Origin of the sequence: Paenibacillus sp. FSL M8-0212 (assembly GCF_038004645.1) — a bacterium.
GTDB lineage: Bacteria > Bacillota > Bacilli > Paenibacillales > Paenibacillaceae > Paenibacillus.
Genome location: NZ_JBBORP010000001.1, coordinates 2,752,685 through 2,777,536, shown reverse-complemented (window position 1 = coordinate 2,777,536; position 24,852 = coordinate 2,752,685). Strand labels below are relative to the sequence as shown.

Here is a 24,852-nt window from a genome sequence, read left to right as displayed (position 1 = left end):
GTTTTCGCCAGCTCCTAGTACACCAAGGAACCCCAGGCCGAATTTCACCGGAATGAACGGGCGAAATGGCCTGGGGTTGATTGAATGAAGATTTATTTAACAACTTGAGCAAGCTTCTGAACGATTCCGGCCCATCCCTGTTCCATACGTTCGCGTACGATAGCGTGGGCCTGTCCAAACTCGGTCAGTTTATCTGCATCCCAACCGCTATGAATCAGTGTAAAATCCGTACCTTCGGGCTGTTCATTCAGTTGGAACGTCAACGTCCAGTCCTTACCCCAGCGGAATGACAGCTTGTGCAGTGGAAGAACTTCCGTCACCTGACATGGTGATTGGCCGAAGGGGCCTGCTTCCAATATAAACTCGTGACCTTCCACGGGTTCCAGATTGCTTGGCATGAACCAGGTTTTCAGTCCCTGCTCGGTCGAGACCATTTCCCACACCTTCTCTACAGGTGCATGGAGCATCAGTTCCTGCCGGATATCTGGCAGTGCACTTGATGAACTTAATGATGAATCCATTCGAATCACCTCCTTATACATTTCATTTCGTATACTACCCGAATAGAAGTTGACCTCCGCTTTATCCCCACCCTATAATTGGAACATATTCCATAAAAGGTGCGTGATTCCTATGATAGTCTGCTCTGAAAAATCCAATTCCAACCGTTGCCGGAAGGGATAATCTTAACGTATTCCCTTCCACGTTTGCAATGCATTACATTGAAATGTGGGGGATACCTATACCATGTCTTTCAGTTATTACGGTCCATTATGTACCGCCGTTTATGATCTAACCAAACCCGTGGGACACTCCTTGGGAGGAGACATTGAATTCTATCGCCATTATCTCCAGCGCTGCAAAGGACGTATCCTTGAAGCCATGTCGGGATCAGGGAGAGTGCTCATTCCTTTGCTTGAAGCAGGCTTGAAGGTGGATGGAATTGATTATTCAATGGATATGATCGACTCTTGCCGTTCTCGTTGCACCGAGCGGGCATTGCCCATGCCTGAGCTGTTTGTTGCCGATCTGGAGAAGCTTGACCTTCCATATCGATACGAGGCAATTATCATTCCCGGAGGTTCTCTGCTCCTCATTCAAGACAGACAGGCGTCGATTAACGTATTACGTAATCTATTTCAGCATTTAGAACCTGGCGGCAGGCTCGTGTTTGATCTGTTTCTGCCCGATGTGACACAACCCTCTTCTGTAGAAACATCAACCGTTTCATTACCCGATGGTGATACGATCACGGTAGAAGTGAAAACCATTGAAGTGAACCTTCTTCAACAGTACAAAGTGAGTCTGATCCGCTACGAACAATGGCATCAGGGTGCTCTTGTTGCTACGGAGCTGCAACAGCTTACCTTGCGCTGGTACGGCATAGAAGAGTTACGCCTAATTCTCGAACACATTGGTTTCTCTGACATTAAAGTGTACGCCGACTTTAACCCGGATCAACCACCCACGCAGTCCAATCAAAAATTCGTCTATGAAGCGACTCGAAGAGCGTAGTCATCCGTATTGATGCTTCTCATTATAAAAAAATTAGGCCACAGCAAAGGTTATCCCCTGCTGTGGCCTATTTTACTATATAAAATTTGCAATAACATTTACATGAGAACGCAGAGGGCAGAAATAGCCTGAAGAAGCGGAGCGTTCGCCTTTATCCTCAGATTTTCACCTTTGAAAAAGTGAATCAAAAAAATCTGGGGATAACAGCGATCGAAAGGTTATTCTGTCATCGGAGTGGCAAGTGTAAATGTTAGTGCAAGTTAGTATCCACGAGAATATTGCTCTGCAATGGCAGCTTGATCCTTGCTGACACCCAGTTCCAGAGCGGCATGGTTCGCCCAGTACGGATCACGTAGCATGCCTCTGCCAACGGCAACCAGATCCGCATCACCGTTGCCAATCACCGCCTGAGCCAATGCTGCATCCTCCAGCATACCCACTGCGATTACAGGAACGTTCAGTTCTTCACGGAAACGACGGGCAAATGGTACCTGATACCCCGGATAGTTCCCCGGTTTCCGCTGTCCCGAAGGTCCTTCGCCACCTGAACTGATATGGAACATGTCCACGCCTGCATCTTGGTAGGCACGAGCGATATTGATCGTGTGGTCGATATCGTATCCACCATCCGCGTATTCTATGGCCGAAATCCGCAAAATCAGCGGCATGTCTGCTGGCATTTCTTTTTTCACCGCACGAATGACTTCAACGCCAAAACGGGACAGATCCTGCCCATATACATCTTCACGATGATTCATCAGCGGGGAATGAAACTGGTGGATCAGGTATCCATGTGCGCCGTGCAGCTCAATGGTATCCACTCCAGCCTGTACTGCGCGACGAACACCGTCTGCGAACTTCTGCACCATGGCTTCTACCTCTTCTGTACTTAACGCACGCGGCTCCTTGTACTTTTCTCCCGGGAATGTGACTACCGATGGGGCAACCGGCTGCGGTGCATCCTCTGCTTTTCGTCCCGCATGTGCGATCTGAATAGCTACTTTGGAGCCGTAGGCATGAATTCCATCGACAAGTTTGGTGAAGGCAGGCACATGCTCATCTGACCATATACCCAAGTCATTATCGGTAATACGTCCATCCGGATCTACATCGGTCATCTCGATTACAATCAGTCCTGTTCCTCCAACCGCACGGCTCACATAGTGAACCTGATGCCAATCGTTCGGAATGCCGTCCTTCGCAGTGACAGAATATTGGCACATCGGTGCCATGACGACACGGTTATTTAATTGCAGGCTCTTGAATTGATAAGGGGAAAATAATTGTTCAGTCATTGATGTTGCATCTCCTGTTCCATGATCATGATATATATGAAGCCTTACTTATTTGTCTAAATCCGAAAACAGTTTTCCGTTCTTGCCGTAATTGTCCTTCTCCAAATCCTCAATGAAGATAAAGACTTTGCTCGGATCAACATCCAATGTCTCACAAGCCACCTGAGTCATACGTTCAATCAACTGACGTTTCTGCTCGACCGACTTGCCTTCCAGTACCTTAACCGTGATAAATGGCATGTCTTGAACACATCCTTTCTTCATCATTTATTATGAACCTCGGTTATAGAAATACAAGTACGTACATTTTTGTGACCTAGTACCCTTTTTGATACCTAATCATCCTCACATTTCGGTTCTGCCCCGTTCTGGAAATGACTGCAAAACATGATATGATAACCGTAGAGAACCACAATAATTACTATACCCAATTTACATAAGTTGTGACCAACGGTTACACGATAACGGAGAGGGCAGAAATAACCTGTAGAAGCGGAGCTAAAAGCTTTCTGAAAGAAAGCTGCATCGAAAGCATACGCTATCCTCAGATTTTCACCTTTGTAAAAGTGGATCAAAAAATCTGGGGATAACAGCGATCAGAAGGTTATTCTGGCCTCGTAGTGGATCAGTGTAAAACAAGTAGCTCAACTTATATACTACTCAAGCTAGGGAGAGATTATAGATGAAAGATATATTAATTCAAAGACTGAGCACTTACGTTCAGATGGATACCCAATCCGATGAAAATAGTGAGACATGCCCTTCCACACCCGGCCAACTGGCCTTGGGCAAACTGCTCGTTGAAGAATGTACCTCCATTGGTCTGCAAGATGTAACGATGGATGAGAACGGTTATGTCATGGCTACACTGCCATCCAATACCGACAAAGATGTTTCCGTAATCGGTTTCCTGGCTCACCTCGATACAGCGACCGACTTTACTGGCAAAAATGTCAAACCACAGGTTATCGATAACTATGACGGTGCTGACATTGTGCTGAACTCGGAGCTAGACGTAGTACTGTCCAACAAGGATTTCCCGGAGCTGCATGAGTATAAAGGCCACACCCTGATCACAACCGATGGTACAACATTGCTTGGTGCAGACAATAAGGCAGGCATTGCTGAGATCATGACCGCGATGGCCTATCTGATTGAACACCCGGAAGTGAAACACGGTAAGATTCGGGTTGCTTTTACCCCGGATGAAGAGATTGGCCGTGGACCGCACAAGTTCGATGTAGCTGCTTTTGGAGCCAAATATGCGTACACGGTTGATGGTGGACCGCTTGGCGAGCTGGAATATGAGAGCTTTAACGCAGCTGCCGCCAAAATTACAGTACGAGGCACCAATGTGCATCCCGGAACAGCGAAGGATAAGATGGTGAACTCTCTGAAAATTGCAATGGAATTGAATAGACGCCTGCCTGTGGAGGAAGCTCCTGAATTCACGGACGGTTATGATGGGTTCTACCATCTGTTGTCTTTGGAGGGTGACGTTGAGCTGACGAAAATGAGTTACATCATCCGTGATTTCGACCGAGAGAAGTTTGAAGAGCGCAAAACAAATCTGCTCCATATCGCAAACGAACTGAAGACCAAGTATGGAGAGAAAAGCATCACGGTTGAATTGAATGACCAGTACTATAACATGCGCGAGAAAATTGAACCCGTACGCCAGATCGTCGATATTGCCCATGAAGCCATGACCCGACTGGACATCGAACCTGTTATTCGCCCCATCCGGGGAGGAACAGATGGTTCCCAGCTATCCTATATGGGCATGCCAACACCAAATATCTTCACTGGCGGTGAAAACTACCATGGCAAATTCGAATATGTATCGGTAGACAATATGGTGAAGGCAACCCGTGTCATTGTAGAGATCGCTCAATTGTTCGAGCAACGCGGAGATATCTAATCCACTTGAAGTGCAGTGCAAAAAGAGCACCCCTTGGGATATTCGGGAGGGTGCTCTCTGTTATGCCGTATTGTAGTTTATTGTGTCGCGTCATGTCGCATAGATATGTAGGCTTGGTCTTTATTTAAAATGCCATCACTCATATATATTGCCTCCCGCGATGACACGTAACTGTTCCAGATCACAGATCACAAGCTTTCGTTGCACTTTGTGAATAATATTTCGATTACACAGATCTTGAACAACTCTATTAAGATGTCTATAGCTGGTGCCCAGCATATCCGCCAGTTCGGTGAGCTTGGAGGTCTGAATCTCTTCCGAAGAGGACTCGTCCTGGCCCATTGTGGACAACAGATAGCTGGCAAATCGGCTCTCGACCGGATATAACATGTTCAGACTCGACAGGTTCGAGAAGGTATACAATTTGTGTGTAACTTGACTCAGCATAAAGTGGAGAAATTTAGGGTTCTCTGCATACGTATTCTGGAGAGCGCGATAACTGATACCCAGCAACAGACTTTTGCTCACAGACTCTACCGTATTCATAGCCTCCTTGCCATTTACCAGTTCCAAATCTCCCACAAGCGCAAGTGGTGTACTGAAACGAAGCAACAGAGACTTCCCGTTAGGCAGGGTGGTATAGATCTTGAGTTTGCCCTGCACGAGAAAATACAATCGCTCGGGTCGTTCACCTTTGGCACATATCATCTCGCCCTTCGCGGCCTCAAGCAGTCGCAACTCAGCGAGCGCAAACTCGTCCAGCACCTTATCCAACCCATTCTCACGGGCAAGTTGCCGCACAAGTCCAAAGTCCATAATTTCCTTCATTCCGACTTCCCCTCCGTTGTCGTATATAACATATGCAAAAGGACATATGTCCCATAATTGATATACACTCGTACAAATATCTTGATATAAAAATAGTTACAACTAACACTTATATCCAATAAATCAGTTCACATGGTAAATATTTAAAAATTTAATCATAAAATGTTCATTCTTTCATACAAAATGCCGTTCACGAAAAGCCATTTCTATCCGATGAAAGATAGAGCATTCCATAGATCGTTAAAAATAATACATTCAAATATTGAAAGGATGGTCCTCTTCCATGAACGTTGTAGATGCCCTGCTTAAAGTAATGCCTTATATCAGCATGATCCTTAGAGAACCAGCTAGTTTAACTGTATATGATCACGAAAAGGTATTGGAGGTTGTTACCACCGATAAATTTGACCTTGGTTTTGAAAAAGGAATGCCACTCTTGGAATCGTATCAAAACTTTGCCATCTTAAAAAACGGAAGAGAAGCAACCCTTGCTACTCTCTCCAAGGAAGTTTATGGTATCGAACTGGATATTTTGAACATTCCGATCTTTGATGATAACCAGAACGTTGTTGCTGTTTTCTGTGTATCTTACGACCAATCCAACCAGAACCAACTTGAAGACATTATACAAGAAAATCAAACCATCAATGGTAACCTCGTTGATATGGTGCAGCATGTCGCCGCTCATGCCGAAGAATTGCAAGCAACCAGTGAGCAGATCCTGCAGAACACACGGATTGCTGTTCAGAACTCTTCCCAAATCAACAAAGTAGCCGGATTCATTCGTGAAATCTCTGAACAAACCAACTTGCTTGGCCTGAATGCCGCTATTGAAGCTGCTCGCGTTGGTGAGGCAGGCGCCGGCTTCGGCGTGGTGGCATCCGAAGTACGCAAACTCTCTGTGGATGCCAAACAAGCTACAAGTGACATCGATACCAGCCTGAGAGATGTACAACAGGTCATCAAACAGATGGAAGTTGAAGTCTCCCAGATTGCAGCCTCTTCACAGGAACAAGCAACGCTTGTAGCATCCTTTACCGATGTGATTGAGCAACTTAACGAAACAGGGGCACGAATGAAAACTCTATCCGAACAACTGATCAGTTATTCGGTTAAAAAGTAATCAAAATAAAAACAAACAGGACTCGGGTTGCCCATGATGGATAATCCAAGTCCTGTTGTTTGTTGTGCCCATTTGTATATAACCAACCACGTTCAGATGAAATCTTAATTGGCTACATGTATTGATTTATCTCCAATAACTTCTTCTTCCGACTCCCAGCATTCCACTTCACCCGGAATATGAATCCGGTCCCGGGTAAAGACGGGATCACGGCCTTCAGCCTTCTGTTTTTTGTAGTCCTTCAATGCTTCGAACGTCACCTTGGACAGCATCAGAATCGCAATCAGGTTCACCACCACCATGAGCCCCATGAACAGGTCAGCCAAATCCCATACCAGCTGCACTTTGGCTACCGCACCAAACACCACCATCGCGATAACGCAAATACGGTATACCCACAGCCAAACTTTGTTGGATTTGATAAACTCAATGTTGGTTTCTCCGTAGTAATAATTTCCGATTAGTGTACTGAAGGCAAACAGGAACACCATAACCGCCAGGAATCCCGATGCCCATGAACCAATATGTACACTTAATGCTGCCTGAGTTAACTCAATGCCACCCAGATCGGAACCTTTGTACACTCCTGATAGCAAAATAATCATGGCTGTGCTTGTACATATCACTAACGTATCTGTCAGTACGCCAAATGCCTGGATAAGTCCCTGTTTCACTGGATGTGTTGTATCCGCCGTTGCAGCAGCATTCGGGGCACTACCCATCCCCGCCTCATTGGAGAACAATCCACGTTTCACACCGTTCATCAGTGCAGCGCCCAAAGTTCCGCCAGCCACCTGTTCAATGCCGAAGGCATTTTTGACGATCAATGCAATCATGGCCGGAAGCTGGGTAATGTTCGCCAACACAACAAAAGCCGCTACCCCAATGTACAATACAGCAAGCACAACGACAATGTATTCCGACGCTTTCGCAATCCGTTTGACACCGCCCATAATAATTCCTGCAAATACCACGGCCATAATGATCCCTACCGTTAACCGATCCGTGCCAAATGAGTTCTCAAATGCAACGGTAATCGTGTTAGACTGCACCGCATTAAAGACCAAACCGAATGAAAGTGTGATGAGAATGGCAAATAAAATCCCCATCCAGCGCTTTCCTAGCCCACGCTCCATATAATACGCCGGACCCCCGCGGAATCCGCCCTTATCCTTCACTTTATAGATCTGAGCCAACGTGCTCTCCACAAAACTGGAGGCAGAACCAATAATCGCAATAACCCACATCCAGAATACAGCCCCGGGTCCCCCCAGTGCGATGGCCAATGCAATACCGGTAATATTGCCTGTGCCTACACGGGCCGCCATACTAATACAGAACGCCTGAAAAGGTGAAATTTTGCCTGGTTCCTTGCTTTTCGGCTCTAGAAGCACCTTCACCATATCTCCAATCATGCGGAATTGCATGAATCGGGTCTTGGTGGTGAAGTATATACCACATACTACCAATAGTATAATTAACACTTTGGACCATAGAAAATCATTGAAAATGACGACAATATCTTGTATTGTTTGCTCCATCGGTATGCCCCTTTTTATGGTGTATTTCAAGCACAGAGATGGTCACGTGAAAAGTTTGTACCATTCTGCACAACACTAGCCCCAGACTTCGGGATGTTACTTATACTACAAGGGCATCTACGAAAATCGACAAATACCTACATGCAATTCCTACATTTATTTTAAAAATGGGCTTTGATCGCCCAAACATTGTCATAGAACCTGACATGTCAGGTTCTATGCAAGAAGGAAAGGAACGATTACACTGGAACGAGAGTTCATGGCGGAGTTAACCGCCTTTACCATAGATTTATCAATCACACCATTCGCAGAGAAAGGGAATGACTGACATGCGTTATTTTATCGTGGATGATGATCCTGGCGTTCGTTCCATGTTGATGGATATTATTGAGGATGAAGGCCTTGGCGATATTGCCGGGGAAGCTGAGGACGGAGCACATATTCACGCGGAACTGTTGGAGCTGCATAAGGTGGATGTACTGCTGATTGATCTGCTGATGCCCCAACGAGACGGGATACAGACCGTGCGGGCGCTTGAGGGAAGGTTCGAGGGCAAGATCGTCATGATCTCCCAGATCGAGTCGAAAAATATGATCGGAGAAGCCTATTCACTAGGCATTGAATATTATATTACGAAGCCGATTAACCGATTGGAGATTCTATCTGTTCTGCGTCTGGTAAGCGAAAGGCTTCGGATGCAGCAATCCATCGCAGATATTCAGCGGACATTGCAGGGACTGTCCGGTTTGAATTCTACCGAACGCGCTGCGGCTCCGGTTCCGGACAAAACAATCACGACTGCAGGACATTTCCTGCTGTCCGAGATGGGCATGATCGGCGAAGCGGGCAGCAGGGATCTGCTGGACATGCTGGAATATCTGGAACAGGTAGAGACAGATGAACATAAGCTGTCGCCCTATACGTTCCCATCCCTCAAAGACATCTTCCAGAACGTAGCGATACGCAAGCTGGGAGACAACGCATCACTCGCAGAGGTGAACAAGGAGATCAAGGCATCGGAACAACGTGTTCGCAGAGCCATCTTCCAGACGCTGAGTCATGTGGTGTCTCTGGGATTAACGGATTATACACATCCCAAGTTCGAGAACTATGCATCCAAATTTTTCGATTTCACCGAAATCCGCAAGAAAATGCTGGAGCTGCAAAACAATGTGGAGCCTTCCTTGTCCCAGACACGCATTAATACGAAAAAATTCGTACAGGTTCTATACTTGGAAGCCAAACGATTGCTCCATTAAACAGGTAGATGATTGATATTTGGCAAAACAAACGGGCATGAATACTATGTCGGTATGGTACCGCCTCTTCAACCGAGGCTATCCATTCCGGCCATATTCATGCCCGTCTGTACGATCAAGTGTTACTTATCTATGTGATTCGTTCTGTATTTAAAATCAAAATCCCTTCGGGTTCAGGCCCGTGAATGGTTTCGGCTAATTCGGTTATACTCATTAATCAATTCGTCCAATGCCATAGACTGCCGAATCACATCGGGATGTCCAAGACCACCTTTGTTATGCTCTACCAGCACATAAAGGTTATGTCTGGCCTTCTCTATTTTATTTTTCAAATCCAAACTCATAACCATAACCCCTGATACCTCCTTATTCTGTGAACCATTTTAGTTTTTCCTGTCAATCTATAGTTGGATTAACATATGGCATAGGAGACAAGGATGTTTTGTATTCTTCTCCATTTTTTGATAAAGATTATTTTATCACACAAGAGCTTATCCGAAAATGGCTGATATGACGCAATTTAGCGTTAATCACGAGGCCTTTATTCTAACGTCTAGCCTCATCATTCACGGCCAGAATGGATTGTGTCGTAAATGTGTATATTGAAAAAACAAAAACTCTATTGGTTCAAAAGGTAATAAAATCCCTTTCCATAATGGGGGCATTCAGGTACAATAGGGCGATGTGTGTGTCCGGACCCGGCGGATACAAATGATGTAATTTAGAGGACGGCCAACGACGGCCATGGATCCTGATTTGATATTATTGGAGGCTTATCATCACCATGCAGACCGATTCACAGACTAAAGTCAAAATTGTTAACGCCGATCCCAGCGCAATGGGATTATTTGGGTTGGCTATCGTAACCCTGGTCGCTTCTTCCCAAAAGCTTGGCATTACGGATGGACTTAGCTACGCTATTCCTTGGGCGATCTTCCTGGGTGCCTTTGCCCAGTTATTCGCATGTATTCAAGATTCCAAACGCAACAACACCTTTGGCACAACAGCTTTTGGCGCGTATGCATTCTTCTGGTTTGCCATGGCGGCCAACTGGATGATCAAAATGGGCGTATTTGGCTCCACGCTTGCTGAACAGGCCGATGGCAAGCAGCTCGGATTTGCTTTTGCCGGATACCTCGTATTCACCCTGTTCATGACAATCGGTGCTATTGAAGCAAATAAAGTATTGCTTATCATCTTCATTCTGATTGACTTCCTGTTCCTTGGCTTGACCTTTGACGCTTTCGGCGTAGCTCCTCACATTTTCCACACCATTGCAGCATACGCTGAAATGGCGATCGGAATTGTGTCCCTGTATGGTACAGGTGCTTCGGTACTGAACGCTCACTTCGGTTATGCGTTCTTGCCGATCGGCAAACCGTCCGGCATTTTCAAACCCAAGGCTTAATATACAGCAGTAAACCGCCAGCGCGCCGGTCCGCGCCTGGCGGTTTTTTTGCAGTCTGACTTCATTTGAATATGTATCTGACCGACACCTATACTAGGGATAATAGACCCAAAAAAGACCCTGCAACACATGAAATGTCACAGCAGCCATACTGTAAGGAGGAAAAAACATGAGAGAGATACCAAAGCCTACGGAGATGGATCAGGTGGAGAAAAAGTATGTACGCGAAACGCGTTGTTTTAAGACGGCACGGGTATTCCCAACCGATGTCAACAATCATAATACACTGTTCGGCGGCAAGCTGATGTCCTACATCGATGATATTGCATCCATCGCCGCTTCCAAGTTATGCCGGGTCAATACCGTAACAGCTTCAACCGACTCGGTCGATTTCCTGTACCCGATTAACCCAACAGATTCCGTAACGCTTGAATCGTTCGCGTCCTGGACAGGACGAAGTTCCATGGAGATTTTTGTGAAGGTGATTCGAGAGGATCTGAAGACCGGAGAGAAGAAAATTGCGGCGACGGCATTTCTGACCTTTGTGGCCCTGGACGAAAATAATCGCAAACTGATTGTACCCCGCATTATCCCGGAGACGGAAGAAGAGAAGAAACTATACGAGACCGCTCCGGATCGGGCGGCCATGCGGAAACAACGGCGGGAAGAGAGCAAGAAATTCGCTGACTTCCTGACCGTTACTTATCCTTGGGAATAAACACACGCTAAACAATAACAAGATTGAATAAAAGCATTACATTATCTGGACGATGCCGGATAGATGGACATCGCTCTATTATCCGGCAGTTCGCCACCCATGGAGACACACCACTGTTGATAGATGCGATATGCTGCACCACTCTCCAGCAATCCCTGACAAGTGTATATGCCCTCTTCGATGGAATTGACACGCCCAGCGGCGTACAAGCGGAATCCTCCATTTAACAAGACCTGATTCACAAAAGCGATATGACCATCGCCGCTTAATACACTTTCCGCCACTTCAAGCTGCTTTGCAGCCGTCCAGACCAGTTCCGGCACGGGCATATCGAGTTCATAGGCTGCAGGATCAACCAATTCCAGCTTCATATCGCCATCTTCTACTGCGTATACGCGGGTTGGCCGATCAATGTACAGATCCTCAGAACCTTCCATCCCCTGTACAACATAAGCACGACGATAGTTAAACCGGGTGAGCAACTTCGCAATCCGATCCAGAAAGGTATTATGAAACACACCAAACACCAAATACGGTGAATGGTTATAATCAATCAGTTTCTCTGCTGTGTTAAACACCGTTCGAAAACCCAACTCTTCCCGTAACGGACGAAGCTTGCGAAGAGGCTCACACCACTCCTCGGAGGATACGTACATGACACCGGAACGCAACGCAGCCCCACGGGCATCTTCCCGATCCATTTTACGTGTATCAATTCCCGCTTCCTTTAACAGAACCGACAGCGTAACGCCCCACTTGGGCGGTAAAGGATCACTCCCGTGCAAAGTCACCGGCAACCCGGCCGCTGCGAGTACAAACGCAACCGGAAATGTAGCCATGAACGACTTCGTCCGCCCGTCATAGGGACCCGCACAGTCCAATCCGTCCTGAAATACGGAGAAACGTTCCGCACTGTTACGGCATGCATGAACAAAGGCTTCCAGTTCCTCAACGTTTTCCATTTTCATTCGTTCAGCCATTAGAAACGCAGCCGTCTGGGCAGGGGAAACCTCCTGTTTCAGGATTTTCTCTGCAACGGTCAGTGCCTCTGTATAATTCAGATCACGCGAGCCTCGTTTCCCACGTCCGACTTCTCGGAGTATCTGAGACATATCCATGGAGAATCCTCCTTCCAATTAAGACTGGAGCAGTTGATGTGCCTTTACAATTGCTGTGGCTACATCAACCATCCGTTTGCGTTCATCCATCGCTTTCTTGCGTAACAGGTCATAGGCTTCGGCCTCGGAGATCTGCTTCAGATCACTAAGGATGGCCTTCGCCATATCAATCCATTTCCGATCCTCCAGCCTGGATTGCAGCTGCTTCCGTTCCTGCTCCCACTGCTTGCGTTCCATGTAGCGCCGAGCTGCAAAGTGAAGAGTCCAATGGATCTCGGGCCCGGTCATGGATGGTGTAAGTATTCCATCAAATGAAGTTTCGACCTCGCAGGATTCTGCGGAGGAAGAAGCCGTATCTGGCGCACACCACCAGAGCAGCGGGGAATCCGACTTCTCCTTTCCCAGGCAGTTCACCCAGTACTCCACATCGGCCAGCGACAGATGCAAGATGGACGCTTCCGCTGCAATAGCCAGCTTCAACGCTTCCGTTTCACTGCCCGCCACCTGTACATGGTACCCGTTTGCTCCCAGCAGCCTCTCCGGTGTCAGAGGGATTGCATCGGATGAGGCAGCTATCGTTGGTTGAACACGGATGACCAATAAAGATCGCATGATGGATCAATCCCTCCCTATGGCGTATAGTCAGAGTCCACAACATTTAAGACGTTAATACACGAAAGCGATAAACATGTTACATTACCTAACAAAAATTAAGTGGTGACGATTATACGTCTTATTTTCAACATTAGAATGATCTTTTCATGCCTCAAAATGATCTTTTTATGCCCCATCATGTTGCAATAAAAAAGGTCAAACACTATACATGGCACCTTTTCTACAGTGTTTATCATATCCAGCGTGCTAACGTTATCTAAATCCTTCAAATTAAGAAGATATACTCGTAAAACTTCGTCGTCCATTCGGTATTCCAATAAACTCATGTAAACATAATTAACTTTAAATTTCAAATACTTTTTTATGTTAACTATATTGACACGTGTAGATCGATCTTTTATAGTTAAGCCATAACAACTCCATATTTAAATCGATCACAGTTACAACGGCGTAGCTGGTTGAAACGGCAATGAAGCCTGTTTTGCAATCTCGGAGCAAGGGATGCGTATGTATATACGCAGTCCTCCGAGGCATAACAGGCTTTTTCGATTTTAGAGACAAGGTTTCGAGGCAGTTTGCAGAATGGACCTAAGGGGGCTAATCATAATGAGTACAACGAAAAAACTGGTGCTGGTCGGCAATGGCATGGCGGGAATCCGCACAATCGAACATATCCTTAAGCTTGCTCCGCACGCTTATGAAATTACAGTCTTCGGCGCAGAGCCGCATCCCAACTACAACAGGATCATGTTATCCTCTGTATTGGCTGGCGGAACATCCATTGAAGATATCGTAATCAATGAGTGGAGCTGGTACGAAGATAACGGCATTCAGGTATACCCGGGTGACCCGATCGTTCAGATCGATACCAAGCGCAAGGAAGTTGTATCTCAAAATGGTGTACGCGCAGCCTATGATGAGCTGATTATGGCAACTGGTTCACAAGCGTTCATCCTCCCGCTTCCCGGCGCTAACAAGGAAGGCGTCATCGGTTTCCGTGATATTAAAGACTGCGAGACCATGATGGCAGCATCACAAAAGTATCGTAAAGCTGCCGTCATTGGAGGCGGATTGCTTGGACTGGAAGCAGCGCGGGGGCTGCTCAATCTGGGCATGGACGTCACGGTCATCCATATTAACGGACATCTGATGGACCGGAATCTGGATTTGCCAGCAGGCCTGATGCTCCAGCGTGAGCTTGAAGAGCAGGGCATGAAGTTCCTTTTGAATAAACATACTGAAGAAATTACAGGCAAACATCGAGTGAAGGCTATTCGTTTTACTGATCAAACGGTACTTGAAGCGGATCTGGTTGTCATGGCTGTCGGGATTCGTCCTCAGATTGAACTGGCTCGCAATGCCGGACTCGACGTGAATCGTGGTGTCATTGTAGATGATTATATGCATACCAGCATCCCTGGCATCTCTGCCGTTGGCGAATGTGCAGAACACCGCGGTATTGCCTACGGACTGGTTGCTCCATTATATGAACAAGGTATGGTGCTCGCAAAACGTCTGGCTGGTGCGGCAACTGAAGGCTATGAAGGTTCAGTCACTTCTACCAAGCTGAAAGTATCCGGTGTAGACGTATTCTCTGCTGGACAATTCAAAGACGCTGCGAACACGCGCAGTATTCGCATTCAGGATGATGTCGATGGTGTATACAAAAAGATGGTGATCAAGGATGGGCAGCTCATTGGAGCTGTATTGTTCGGGGATACCACGGATGGCGCATCGCTGTTTTCTCTCATTAAGAGTGGAGAGAACATCAGTGGTCGGGAGAAAGAAATTTTGCTCGGTGTACCCTCTGGTGGTTCAGGCTCGGGTCCATCTGTCGCAGAACGCATGGCGAGTATGCCGGATGACGAGATCGTGTGTGGTTGTAATGGTGTTACCAAAGCTTCCATCGGGGACGCCGTTCTGAACAAAGGCTGCAACACCCTCGGTGCAATCAAATCCTGCACCAAAGCCTCCGCTTCTTGCGGTGGGTGCAAGCCTATCATCGAAAACCTGCTCACGTATTACGCAGGTGATAATGTAGGCGAACAGACCAAAGAAGGCATCTGTGGCTGCACCTCCTATGATCGGGATGAGATTGTTGCCCAGATCAAGGAAATGGGACTCAAAAGCGTGAAGGAAGTTATGAACGTTCTCGGTTGGGATGAGCCGGAAGGTTGTTCCAAGTGTCGTCCTTCACTCAACTATTATCTCGGTATGATCTGGCCGGCTGAATACACAGATGAGCGTGTATCCAAATTCACCAATGAACGTTATCACGCCAACATCCAGAAGGACGGTACCTACTCCGTTATTCCACGGATCTATGGTGGTGTCACTTCCCCAGCGGAATTGATCAAGATTGCGACTGTCGCGGAGAAATACGATGTTCCTTTGGTGAAATTCACGGGTGGACAACGACTCGATCTGCTTGGTGTACAGAAGGAGAACCTGCCGAAGATCTGGGAAGAGCTCGATATGCCTTCCGGTTTCGGTTATGGGAAGGCGCTGCGTACGGTGAAAACTTGTGTAGGCAACACATTCTGCCGATTCGGTACACAGGACTCCATCGAGATGGGGATTCGACTGGAGAAAAAACTCGACAAGATGGTAGCTCCAGCCAAAGTGAAACTCGCTGTCTCGGGATGTCCGCGGAACTGTGCTGAAGCGACCATCAAGGATCTGGGTGTTGTCGCCATTGATGGTGCTTGGGAGATTCATGTTGGCGGTAACGCCGGAGTCAAGGTTCGTGCAGCCGAGTTGCTCTGTACGGTGAAGACCGATGCGGAAGTGGAAGAGTGGACTTACTCTTACCTGCAATATTATAGAGAGAATGCAAAATGGAATGAGAGAACAGCGGCTTGGATTGAACGGGTAGGTCTGGATCATGTGAAGGAAGCATTGGCGGATCGGGATGTACGTCTCGCTCTGGTTGAACGTCTGGAAGTTACACTGGGCCACACGGTTGATCCTTGGAAAGAAATCATTCAAGACGAGAAATTACGTAAAAACTTCACCCCACTGTCCGGTGCCGAGCCGGTAACCCACTAGAAGAGGAGGAACAGGGATGAACAAATTCCGAATTGGACACCTTGCAGATATTGATGAAAAGGGAGCACGGACCTTCCTGATAAAGGATACCGAAATTGCAGTCTTCAAACTGAGCGACGGAAGTCTGCACGCCGTCGAGAATCGCTGCCCCCACAAGGGCGGCAAGCTGTCGGAGGGTATGGTATGCGGGACAGCGGTTCATTGTCCTTTGCATGATTGGAAGATTGATCTGCGTAACGGTAAGGTACACGAGCCGGATGAAGGCTGCTTGAATACCTACAAAACAGAAGTGGACGGCAACAGCGGAGAAATCTACATCACAATTGCGGGTTAAAGGCTAGAGATACCCTGACATCAAGGAGGCGTGCGCTATGGATTTTGTTAAACCTGCAGAAGTGCTGCAATCGATGGTCGAAGCTGGTGAGAGCAAAGCCAGAATGAATCGGGTACAGATGCTGATCCGCGGTTTTCTGGCAGGGGCTATTCTTGCTTTTGCAACCACAATGGCATATACCGCTGTCTCTCAAACTTCCGTTGGTTTGGCAGGTGCACTGATATTCCCGGCAGGATTCGTCATCATTATTCTGCTGGGTCTCGAATTGGTGACAGGAAACTTTGCGATGCTTCCACTCGCGGTGTTGAAACGTAGAATTACATGGATGGATATGCTCCGAAATTATTTCTGGGTGATCACAGGACATCTGCTCGGATGTGCATTCTATGCTCTGTTATACGGTTTGACCATTACCAAGATGGGTACGGATATGAGCGACCCTCTAATACAAACGCTGATCCAGACCAGTGAAACCAAAACATTGGGGTATCAGCACTTGGGCGGGGCTGGCATTGTACTGGTCATCATCAAAGCCATTCTATGTAACTGGATGGTCACACTCGGGGCAGTGATGGCAATGACGTCCACTTCTACACTGGGCAAAATCGTAGCGATGTGGCTGCCTATTACCATATTTTTCACTCAAGGATTTGAGCATGCTGTGGTAAATATGTTCGTCATTCCGGCAGGCATGATGCTCGGCGCACAGGTGAGTGTCGCTGACTGGTGGCTGTGGAATCAGATCCCGGTGTTGTTGGGTAACCTCATTGGCGGAGCTGTATTTACAGGCCTCGGTCTATATGCTGCACACCACTGGGGAAATCCGGTGAAGCTATCAACGAAACTGGCAACCATTCAGGGTGGTCGTTCAGGATTAGCAAGTTCCGATGCTGCACCGAAACTGGGGACACGATCATGAGTCGGGGCCTGGTTAGTATTGTTGGCGCTGGTCCTGGAGATCCGGATCTGATTACGGTAAAAGCCCTGAAACGAATTCAGTCCGCAGATGTCATTATGTATGATCGACTTGTGAATGATCAATTGCTCGCTGAGGCTCGTGAAGGAGCACTCCGCATCTACTGCGGCAAGGCGCCGGGCCTTCACTCCATGAGTCAGGAGATGATTGGACGAATGCTGGCTGCACATGCAGCGGAAGGCAAACAAGTCGTACGACTCAAGGGTGGCGATCCGTTTATCTTTGGCCGTGGTGGTGAAGAAGCGCTTGTGCTAGCGGAAGCAGGGATTGCATTTGAGATTATTCCTGGCATCACTTCGGCTGTAGGGACATCCGCTTCATCCCTTATTCCGTTAACCCATCGCGGGATTGCTTCATCCTTCGCATGTGTCACGGGAACCGGCAGTGACGGAAGTGTATCATCGGTTCGCTGGGATCTGCTCGCCCATAGCGTGGATACACTGGTCATCTACATGGGCATTAGCCAACTGCCCCAGATTCAACATGAATTGCTTCACCATGGCAAAAGTGGACACACTCCTGCGGCTTTAATCGAACGAGGAACCACTTCGGAGGAGCGCATTATTACCGGCACACTTGCCGAACTCCACTTGCTCGCCCTGTCACATCAAGTGAAAAACCCGGCATTAATCATGATTGGCGAGTCGGTCCTGATCCGCGAACAGCTGCTTCAGATGCAACAGGCCGCTAACGCCTCCATGACCGGATAATCCGGTACTTTAATCCAACAGCATACGCTCGTGAATAGTCCGGCCCTTCTGCCCTGGTTCAATCAGCAGACGGGTCGGTTTGATGTTAATCAGCGCCGTAAGCTGCTCTCCCATATAATGCGCAGAATACTTGAATCCAATCTCTGCCCAATGCATGATTACGCCTACCGTTGCAGATACCAGATAACTTAACATGATGTCGTAATTAATCGTCCACTCACTATCCTCGGTCACCAATACAAAATCTTCGGTTAGATACGTTCTAAACATATTGCACAGCCGGGAACTCATATCGGAATGCATCGTTATTAATGCACGAAAGATATCCTGATGGGCTTCAATATATTCGAATACAGGCATCGTGGATGGCAGCAATGCAGTCATGTCCACTTCTTTGAGCTGTGCGTATGGTTCTGCATAAGCTCGCCCCACTCCCTGCATGAAATCATCCAGAATGAACTGCAACAACTCCGGTTTGCCGGGAAAATGTAAATAGAAGGTTCCACGGTTGTAATCCGCCCGTTCCGTAATATCCCGGATTGTGAGGGCATCCGCTCCCTTCTCTAATATCAAAGAAACCGCCGCAGCGATGATCGCATCCTGCGTTCTTCGTGCTCTCCGGTCCTGAGGATGTTCAATGATCAACATTTTCGCCTCCTTTGTTCATTATTGTAATATAAATGAACACCGCTTACACCTCTGTCCGATAGCTGACATATGCGCTGTCAATGATTATTGTCACATTGCTATGTATATCTTAACATTGAGACAGGAAAGATAGACGACAGGTTGAAACTTTTTTTGAGAAATACCTGCCAATAATGAATAAGGAGCGAATATATCATGAGTACAACGTATACACATACAGCCGTAATTACAGGAGCAGCCGGAGGCATTGGTAAAGAATTGGCACGCCGCCTTGCAGAGCGCAAAATCAACTTGGTTCTGGTGGACCTGAATGAAGAAGCCATCCAGCAGACAATTACTGATCTGAACCTCGACAAAGAGCACGTCATCGCCGTAAAAGCGAATGTATCTCAGGAAGCAGACGTGAAAAACTATGTGCAAAAAGCATTGGATGCGTTTGGCCGAATCGATTATTTTGCCAACAATGCCGGAATTGAAGGTCCAACAGGGCTGATCGAAGACCTGAGTGTTGAAGCACTCGACACCGTATATAACGTCAACATTCGCGGCGTATTCCTGGGTCTGCAAAATGTTATTCCGGTGATGAAAAAACAAAAATCCGGTGCGATTCTAAATACCTCTTCCCTCGCGGGTCTGATGGGTGCACCTGCTGTATCTCCATATATTATGTCCAAACATGCCGTGGTTGGTCTCACGCGTACCGCTGCAAATGAACTGGCACCTTATAATATCCGGGTTAACGCTGTATTGCCAGGCACAATCAATACACGCATGATGCGCCAGATCGAAGCAAATTCCGGTAACGTGGAAGATTATCAATCAGCAACCGTATCCAGCATTCCAATGGGCCGTTATGGCGAACCGGAAGAAGTTGCTGCGGTGATGAACTTCCTGTTGTCCGAAGAAGCATCCTATGTAACAGCTTCCCTCTACACCGTAGATGGCGGTATGGTGGGTCAATAAGAAGCTGTAAACTGTAGGATCCGGTCCGATAGAACTTCAAGTCCATCCTTAGAAAAGTTATACCGACAGGTATTCCCGAAGGAATGCCTGGTCACTACAATCTAAAAAAGGCCTCAACACCACAGTAATGTGGAGTTGAGGTCTTTTTTAGATTACAACACTTGCTGTGCAGAAGGCTGCATAAGTGAAATGTCACTTTTGAAACGCCATTTAAACGTCTCGTTGCACCTTGTGATCACTCTAACGAACTTAGGGCACCTTATATCGGCTAATAGAGCTTATTTCCCAAACTAACGAATCTCAGACACGCTAATCCCGCAGAAATGCTGCAATTGCACCGAAAAGTCCTAAAATCCAGAGAATAACGTGTCTCAGATTCGTTACATTCCCAATCGAGCGAGAAATACTCGAATAAGTCGTGTCAGGTTCGTTAGATTTTGCCCGGACCACAGAAATGCTTGGTCGCCGTACTGAACAACCATCGAACACCGATAATCAAGCACCTCATGCCGCCGTCCATCATAACGAAGCTCATTAAACCTCACGCCACAGTCCAAGCTCCATATCCACACTTAACTTAATCGACGTATCCCGCGTGACCCTTGTCCATCAAGTAGTCCATCTCAGCATCCAGGATGCTTTCCACGGTCAACTCATCCAGCTTCACATCTTTGCGACTAAGGATGTAGTCCGCCAGATCATCGCCGTCAATATCCACATCGTTACCTTTGGCATTTTCGTGCGCCTTGTTGATGTACGCTTGCTCATGCTTCAATACAAGAGCGATGTTCGCTTGGCTTGCCTTTGTTTTATCTGCAATATATTGCATCATTTCTTGTTCATTAATTGCGTTTGCTTCTGCCACGTTCAGTTCATCTCCTTGATTCATACATACTGTTGCCATTGTAGCATAGGTTAACCCATTACAGGCAGAACTTATGCCTGAAGAACGATTATAGAGCAGTAGCGAAGGGTTAGTGTGGAGCCGAAACGTAAGTAGCATTTTTTCATACGCTGGCTCATCACTCCCACCTTACGACAACCGCACGTAAAATGTAGCGCCCTCTCCGACCACGCTTCGAGCGTATAGCTCTCCTTTGTGCTGATCCACAATGGAACGAGCAATCGCCAAACCCAGACCATGCCCACCATGCTTGCGGGCTCTTGACGAATCCGTACGATAGAATCGATCGAAGATCCGATCGAGATGTTCCGTTGCAATGCCTTCCCCTGTGTTGGACACGGCCAGCATAACATCGTTATTTTGTCTCTGGAGCGTAACGTTTACGGACCCTTTTGGACCGGAATACTTTACTGCATTATCGAGCAGGATCAGAATGACCTGTTTGATCTGCTCACTGTTCCCATGAACCGTAAGATTCGGCTCAATGTTGTAATCGAGGGAGATATTTTTCTCAAATATAACGGCTTCCATCGGCAAAATAATACTCTCTACCGCATCGCTCATATTAAACTTCGCATGAATCATCGTGGAGCGTGAGTCGTCCATCTGTGTCAGATAGAGCAGATCATTCGTAAGTCCGGTCATACGCTCAGTTTCCGACTTGATATAGTGCAGCCACTTCGCCTGGTTCGCTATGGTATCCTCCTGATTCGCAAGCAGCACGTCAGTATTGGTATTGATGATCGCCAGAGGTGTCTTCAACTCATGTGAAGCATCACCGATGAATTGTTTTTGTTTCTCAAACGCTTCTCTGACGGGTGCAATGGAGCGATTCGCAAAATAACGGCTCAAGAAGTAAATCACAATCAACATGATTAATCCAACAACAGCAAAGGTATAGATCAGATTCGTAAGAATGCCCTGTTGTGCCGTCACATCAATGAATACGATCATATGCCCGTCACCGCTCGGATCAACCACATAGGCCCAATCCGTTCCATCCAGCGCAAATTGTCCAGTCTGCCGTTCTGAATCACCAACTTTATTCTGGTCAACCTTTTGCAACGCCTCGGTGTAGAACGTATCTTCCATATCAAATCGGGAATGTGTATCCGTAATCTTCCACTGATCATCCGTCTTGATCATGAACGAAACGGAACGTGCCGGAGGTGAGTTGGGATCCCCTCCCGGACCTCCATTATCACCACCCATGGCATCGGAGGGAAACGAATCTGAACCGGAACCGGAACTTGAACCTGAGCCTGTACTACCACCTGTACCGGAACCCTGCCCTTCCCCACGTGGCATCTTGGATGAATTATAAGGACTGTGATAGAAATCAGACACCTTGTACAACTCCATATTGGTCTCACGCTGCACATTCTGATAAGTAATCGTATAGATCGTCGCAAATGCCACCAGCATCATAATGGAGATGGACACCAGATTCACGATCAGGAATCGATTTCGGAGTTTCTTGAACATCAGGACGTCACCTCAAGCACATACCCCACACCCCGAATCGTGTTAATGCGGACAGCCGAGTTCAGGAAGGTTAATTTTTTGCGCAAAAACGAGATGTACACCTCCACATTGTTATACTCCACTTCCGAATCAAATCCCCATAACTTCTCAATAATCTGCTCTTTGGAAGTTATCGCCTGTTTGCGGGCAATCAACAGCTCCAGCAGTTCATTCTCCTTCAGATTCAGCTTGATCTCCTTCCCCTGAACGCTCAGCTTCAACTGCGTTGTATTCAGCTCAATGTCGCCAAATTTCAAACCGTCCTCGGGAACCACTTCGCCCTTCCGCCTTAAGGCTGCTCGAATCCGGGCCAGTAATTCCTCTGTGGCAAAGGGCTTGGCGATATAATCATCGGCACCATAATCGAGGCCTGTGACTTTGTCCGATAGTTCACCTTTCGCAGTAAGGAGAATGACAGGCGTATGATTGCCTTCACTGCGGAGTTTCTTCAGGACGGCGATCCCGTCCATCTCCGGCATCATGATGTCGAGTAGTAACAGGTCGTAGATGCCGCTCTGCGCATAATCGAGTCCTGATCTGCCGTCGTGGACCATGTCCACGGAGTAGTTGTTTTTTTTCAAAATCTGCGATACAGCCTCTGCCAAATGAACCTCATCTTCCGCAATTAATATTCTCATGCTCTATTCATTCCTCTGCTTGAATTATTCGTCTTCAATTAACTCTTTATGATATCACCTATTCTACCAATTAAACCTTGAATCAATCTTAATTCATTTTGTGCATTCGCACTATTATAGGAAGGTAAAAAATGTTAACGCAATGTAAAACCATTTAAGATTCATTCAAGGTTGGGGCTCTAAGATACAGACATGGAAGCAATACACGATGCAACAAAACATACAACCCACCCACGAAAGGAATGAGTCCCACATGGCTATTGAAGTATTCAACCGATATGAGAGCAAGTATCTTCTGACCGATGAGCAGTACGCACACTTCTACAATGACCTGCTGAAATACATGGAGCTGGATGCCTACAACAAGAAACATGAGTATTACTCCATCAGCAACCTGTACTTCGACACTCCGCAGGATTCGCTGATCCGCGCCAGTCTCTCCAAACCAAAATACAAGGAGAAACTGAGACTGCGGGCTTATGGAATCCCTGAAGAGAACGCCAAAGTGTATCTGGAGATTAAAAAGAAAGTCTTCGGCCTGGTGAACAAACGCAGAACAGCATTAAAGCTGGATGAAGCTTACGAATTCGTTCGTTCGGGACAGGCGCCGGAGCTGGCGGATTACATGAACAAACAGGTTGTCGAGGAGATTAAATATTTCCTTCGGGTATACGACTTGGAACCGAAAGTGTATCTGGCGTATGAACGCAAAGCGCTCTTCGACAAGAACAGCCGCGATCTCCGCATTACCTTTGACACCAACATCCGCAGCCGCAGATACGATCTGAAGCTGGAACAGGGAGATTACGGTGAGCCGCTGGTGAAGGACGGTCGATGGCTGATGGAAGTAAAAGCCGAGAAAACTGTTCCGTTATGGCTGTCGCAACTGCTATGTGAGCATGGTCTATATCGCACCGGATTTTCGAAATACGGCAACGAGTTCAGACATCTGGCGAGAACAACCAACCTGAATTACCAAACAGAGCGCATTCTTGTACCAGGTACCGATTTCAACCCATCCATAGAACAAGATAAAACGATTATAGAAAGAGAGAGTGTCCTATATGCTTGATTCACTGTTCAGTTCAGCCCTAACCGATACCAACCTGACGTTTAACAACGCAGTCATCACCATTGGTCTTGCCATCATTCTGGGGTTAATCATCAGCCTCACCTACATGAAGACTAACCAAAGCACATACTCCCAGAGCTTCACCTTAACGATGGTTGTCCTGCCCGTCATTGTCGCCATCATCATCCTGCTCATCGGCAGCAACATCGCTCGAGCATTCAGCTTGGCAGGTGCCTTCTCGATCATCCGATTCCGAAGTGCACCTGGTGATCCAAAAGACATTGCTTATGTATTGTTCACGATGGCTTCCGGTCTGGCCTGCGGTGTAGGCGCTTTTGGATACGCGGTGCTGTTCACCATTATCCTGTGTGTACTGATGTTTGTTCTGAGTCGCTTCAACTTCGGCGGCAAGAAAAGTCAGCTGAAAACGCTGAAAGTCACCATTCCCGAAAACTTAAGCTATGAAGAAGCCCTTAATGAAGTGTTCCATAAATTCAACGTACCTTTTGATCTGAAAAAAATCAGAACCACTGAACTCGGCAGTCTGTATGAGCTGGTCTACAGTGTAACCATTCACGAAAGTGTTAGCCAAAAGGAATTCCTCGATGCGATCCGCACACGGAACGGCAACCTGGATATCTCGTTAACCATGAGTCCAACAACGGAATATTAATTTTTAATTCGAAGGGAACGA

At 47.0% G+C, this 24,852-nt stretch carries 25 protein-coding genes; 13 read left to right on the top strand and 12 right to left on the bottom strand.

Annotated features, from left to right (window positions below; genetic code table 11):
- Positions 1-92: 92 nt before the first annotated feature.
- On the bottom strand, positions 93-521 hold the full coding sequence (locus MKX68_RS12365) for an SRPBCC family protein (protein WP_340911877.1): 429 nt from the start codon (positions 519-521) through the stop codon (positions 93-95).
- 226 nt (positions 522-747) lie between these two features.
- On the opposite strand from MKX68_RS12365, the gene MKX68_RS12360 reads away from it, so the two are divergent.
- Positions 748-1,515: a class I SAM-dependent methyltransferase gene (locus tag MKX68_RS12360; protein WP_340911875.1), complete on the top strand. Its 768-nt coding sequence runs from the start codon at positions 748-750 to the stop codon at positions 1,513-1,515.
- Between the two features lie 260 nt (positions 1,516-1,775).
- On the opposite strand, the gene MKX68_RS12355 is transcribed toward MKX68_RS12360, so the two are convergent.
- On the bottom strand, positions 1,776-2,810 hold the full coding sequence (locus tag MKX68_RS12355) for an NADH:flavin oxidoreductase/NADH oxidase (protein ID WP_340911872.1): 1,035 nt from the start codon (positions 2,808-2,810) through the stop codon (positions 1,776-1,778).
- A gap of 48 nt (positions 2,811-2,858) precedes the next feature.
- Positions 2,859-3,050: a tautomerase family protein gene (locus MKX68_RS12350; protein WP_017691642.1), complete on the bottom strand. Its 192-nt coding sequence runs from the start codon at positions 3,048-3,050 to the stop codon at positions 2,859-2,861.
- Between the two features lie 442 nt (positions 3,051-3,492).
- Here MKX68_RS12350 and pepT point away from each other — a divergent pair, with 442 nt between their 5' ends.
- A complete protein-coding gene (gene pepT, locus MKX68_RS12345) occupies positions 3,493-4,731 on the top strand; it encodes a peptidase T (protein WP_340911870.1) in 1,239 nt (412 codons plus the stop codon).
- 135 nt (positions 4,732-4,866) lie between these two features.
- Here the strand turns inward: pepT and MKX68_RS12340 are convergent, their stop codons facing one another.
- Positions 4,867-5,559, bottom strand: a complete 693-nt coding sequence (locus MKX68_RS12340) for a Crp/Fnr family transcriptional regulator (RefSeq protein ID WP_340911869.1) — start codon at positions 5,557-5,559, stop codon at positions 4,867-4,869.
- A 283-nt stretch (positions 5,560-5,842) separates the two neighbouring features.
- Here MKX68_RS12340 and MKX68_RS12335 point away from each other — a divergent pair, with 283 nt between their 5' ends.
- Positions 5,843-6,682 (top strand): methyl-accepting chemotaxis protein, encoded by an 840-nt coding sequence (locus tag MKX68_RS12335; RefSeq protein WP_338589254.1) that lies wholly within the window; start codon positions 5,843-5,845, stop codon positions 6,680-6,682.
- A gap of 104 nt (positions 6,683-6,786) precedes the next feature.
- Here MKX68_RS12335 and MKX68_RS12330 read toward each other — a convergent pair whose 3' ends face one another.
- A complete protein-coding gene (locus tag MKX68_RS12330) occupies positions 6,787-8,223 on the bottom strand; it encodes an alanine/glycine:cation symporter family protein (RefSeq protein ID WP_340911865.1) in 1,437 nt (478 codons plus the stop codon).
- A gap of 329 nt (positions 8,224-8,552) precedes the next feature.
- Between MKX68_RS12330 and MKX68_RS12325 the strand changes: the two genes are divergently transcribed.
- Positions 8,553-9,482 carry a response regulator gene (locus tag MKX68_RS12325; RefSeq protein WP_338595081.1) on the top strand — a complete coding sequence of 310 codons (930 nt, stop codon included), beginning with the start codon at positions 8,553-8,555 and terminating at the stop codon, positions 9,480-9,482.
- A gap of 173 nt (positions 9,483-9,655) precedes the next feature.
- Here the strand turns inward: MKX68_RS12325 and MKX68_RS12320 are convergent, their stop codons facing one another.
- A complete protein-coding gene (locus MKX68_RS12320; protein ID WP_340911863.1) occupies positions 9,656-9,826 on the bottom strand; it encodes an aspartyl-phosphate phosphatase Spo0E family protein in 171 nt (56 codons plus the stop codon).
- Positions 9,827-10,266: 440 nt separating this feature from the next.
- Here MKX68_RS12320 and MKX68_RS12315 point away from each other — a divergent pair, with 440 nt between their 5' ends.
- Both MKX68_RS12315 and MKX68_RS12310 read left to right on the top strand, forming a co-directional pair.
- Positions 10,267-10,890: an acetate uptake transporter gene (locus MKX68_RS12315; protein WP_091012490.1), complete on the top strand. Its 624-nt coding sequence runs from the start codon at positions 10,267-10,269 to the stop codon at positions 10,888-10,890.
- 205 nt (positions 10,891-11,095) lie between these two features.
- Positions 11,096-11,608, top strand: coding sequence for an acyl-CoA thioesterase (locus tag MKX68_RS12310; RefSeq protein WP_026081401.1), 513 nt, complete (start codon positions 11,096-11,098; stop codon positions 11,606-11,608).
- Between the two features lie 41 nt (positions 11,609-11,649).
- Here the strand turns inward: MKX68_RS12310 and MKX68_RS12305 are convergent, their stop codons facing one another.
- Together MKX68_RS12305 and MKX68_RS12300 are read right to left on the bottom strand one after the other, a co-directional pair.
- Positions 11,650-12,726, bottom strand: a complete 1,077-nt coding sequence (locus MKX68_RS12305; protein WP_339787921.1) for an anthranilate phosphoribosyltransferase — start codon at positions 12,724-12,726, stop codon at positions 11,650-11,652.
- A gap of 18 nt (positions 12,727-12,744) precedes the next feature.
- Complete coding sequence (locus MKX68_RS12300) at positions 12,745-13,338, bottom strand: ANTAR domain-containing response regulator (protein ID WP_340911860.1); 594 nt, start codon at positions 13,336-13,338, stop codon at positions 12,745-12,747.
- A gap of 609 nt (positions 13,339-13,947) precedes the next feature.
- Between MKX68_RS12300 and nirB the strand changes: the two genes are divergently transcribed.
- Genes nirB through cobA form a run of 4 tightly spaced genes read left to right on the top strand, consistent with a single transcriptional unit; the run spans position 13,948 to position 18,409 of the window.
- Complete coding sequence (gene nirB / locus MKX68_RS12295; RefSeq protein ID WP_340911858.1) at positions 13,948-16,389, top strand: nitrite reductase large subunit NirB; 2,442 nt, start codon at positions 13,948-13,950, stop codon at positions 16,387-16,389.
- 16 nt (positions 16,390-16,405) lie between these two features.
- Positions 16,406-16,723, top strand: a complete 318-nt coding sequence (gene nirD / locus MKX68_RS12290; RefSeq protein WP_340911857.1) for a nitrite reductase small subunit NirD — start codon at positions 16,406-16,408, stop codon at positions 16,721-16,723.
- A gap of 37 nt (positions 16,724-16,760) precedes the next feature.
- Complete coding sequence (locus MKX68_RS12285) at positions 16,761-17,642, top strand: formate/nitrite transporter family protein (protein WP_340911855.1); 882 nt, start codon at positions 16,761-16,763, stop codon at positions 17,640-17,642.
- Positions 17,639-18,409 (top strand): uroporphyrinogen-III C-methyltransferase, encoded by a 771-nt coding sequence (cobA, locus tag MKX68_RS12280; RefSeq protein ID WP_340911854.1) that lies wholly within the window; start codon positions 17,639-17,641, stop codon positions 18,407-18,409. The genes MKX68_RS12285 and cobA overlap by 4 nt, the downstream gene beginning before the upstream one ends.
- A 9-nt stretch (positions 18,410-18,418) precedes the next feature.
- On the opposite strand, the gene MKX68_RS12275 is transcribed toward cobA, so the two are convergent.
- Positions 18,419-19,054, bottom strand: a complete 636-nt coding sequence (locus MKX68_RS12275) for a TetR/AcrR family transcriptional regulator (RefSeq protein ID WP_340911851.1) — start codon at positions 19,052-19,054, stop codon at positions 18,419-18,421.
- Positions 19,055-19,252: 198 nt separating this feature from the next.
- Here MKX68_RS12275 and MKX68_RS12270 point away from each other — a divergent pair, with 198 nt between their 5' ends.
- Positions 19,253-20,020: an SDR family NAD(P)-dependent oxidoreductase gene (locus tag MKX68_RS12270; RefSeq protein ID WP_338589273.1), complete on the top strand. Its 768-nt coding sequence runs from the start codon at positions 19,253-19,255 to the stop codon at positions 20,018-20,020.
- A 577-nt stretch (positions 20,021-20,597) separates the two neighbouring features.
- Here the strand turns inward: MKX68_RS12270 and MKX68_RS12265 are convergent.
- The 3 genes from MKX68_RS12265 to MKX68_RS12255 all read right to left on the bottom strand — a co-directional run bounded on the left by MKX68_RS12265 (position 20,598) and on the right by MKX68_RS12255 (position 23,086).
- Positions 20,598-20,909 (bottom strand): hypothetical protein, encoded by a 312-nt coding sequence (locus MKX68_RS12265; RefSeq protein ID WP_076332227.1) that lies wholly within the window; start codon positions 20,907-20,909, stop codon positions 20,598-20,600.
- A 144-nt stretch (positions 20,910-21,053) separates the two neighbouring features.
- Positions 21,054-22,409: a sensor histidine kinase gene (locus MKX68_RS12260; RefSeq protein WP_340911849.1), complete on the bottom strand. Its 1,356-nt coding sequence runs from the start codon at positions 22,407-22,409 to the stop codon at positions 21,054-21,056.
- Positions 22,409-23,086 carry a response regulator transcription factor gene (locus tag MKX68_RS12255; RefSeq protein ID WP_338589277.1) on the bottom strand — a complete coding sequence of 226 codons (678 nt, stop codon included), beginning with the start codon at positions 23,084-23,086 and terminating at the stop codon, positions 22,409-22,411. The genes MKX68_RS12260 and MKX68_RS12255 overlap by 1 nt, the downstream gene beginning before the upstream one ends.
- A 253-nt stretch (positions 23,087-23,339) precedes the next feature.
- Between MKX68_RS12255 and MKX68_RS12250 the strand changes: the two genes are divergently transcribed.
- A complete protein-coding gene (locus MKX68_RS12250; protein ID WP_091036525.1) occupies positions 23,340-24,158 on the top strand; it encodes a polyphosphate polymerase domain-containing protein in 819 nt (272 codons plus the stop codon).
- Positions 24,151-24,831 (top strand): DUF4956 domain-containing protein, encoded by a 681-nt coding sequence (locus MKX68_RS12245; RefSeq protein WP_076332062.1) that lies wholly within the window; start codon positions 24,151-24,153, stop codon positions 24,829-24,831. The genes MKX68_RS12250 and MKX68_RS12245 overlap by 8 nt, the downstream gene beginning before the upstream one ends.
- Positions 24,832-24,852: the final 21 nt, after the last annotated feature.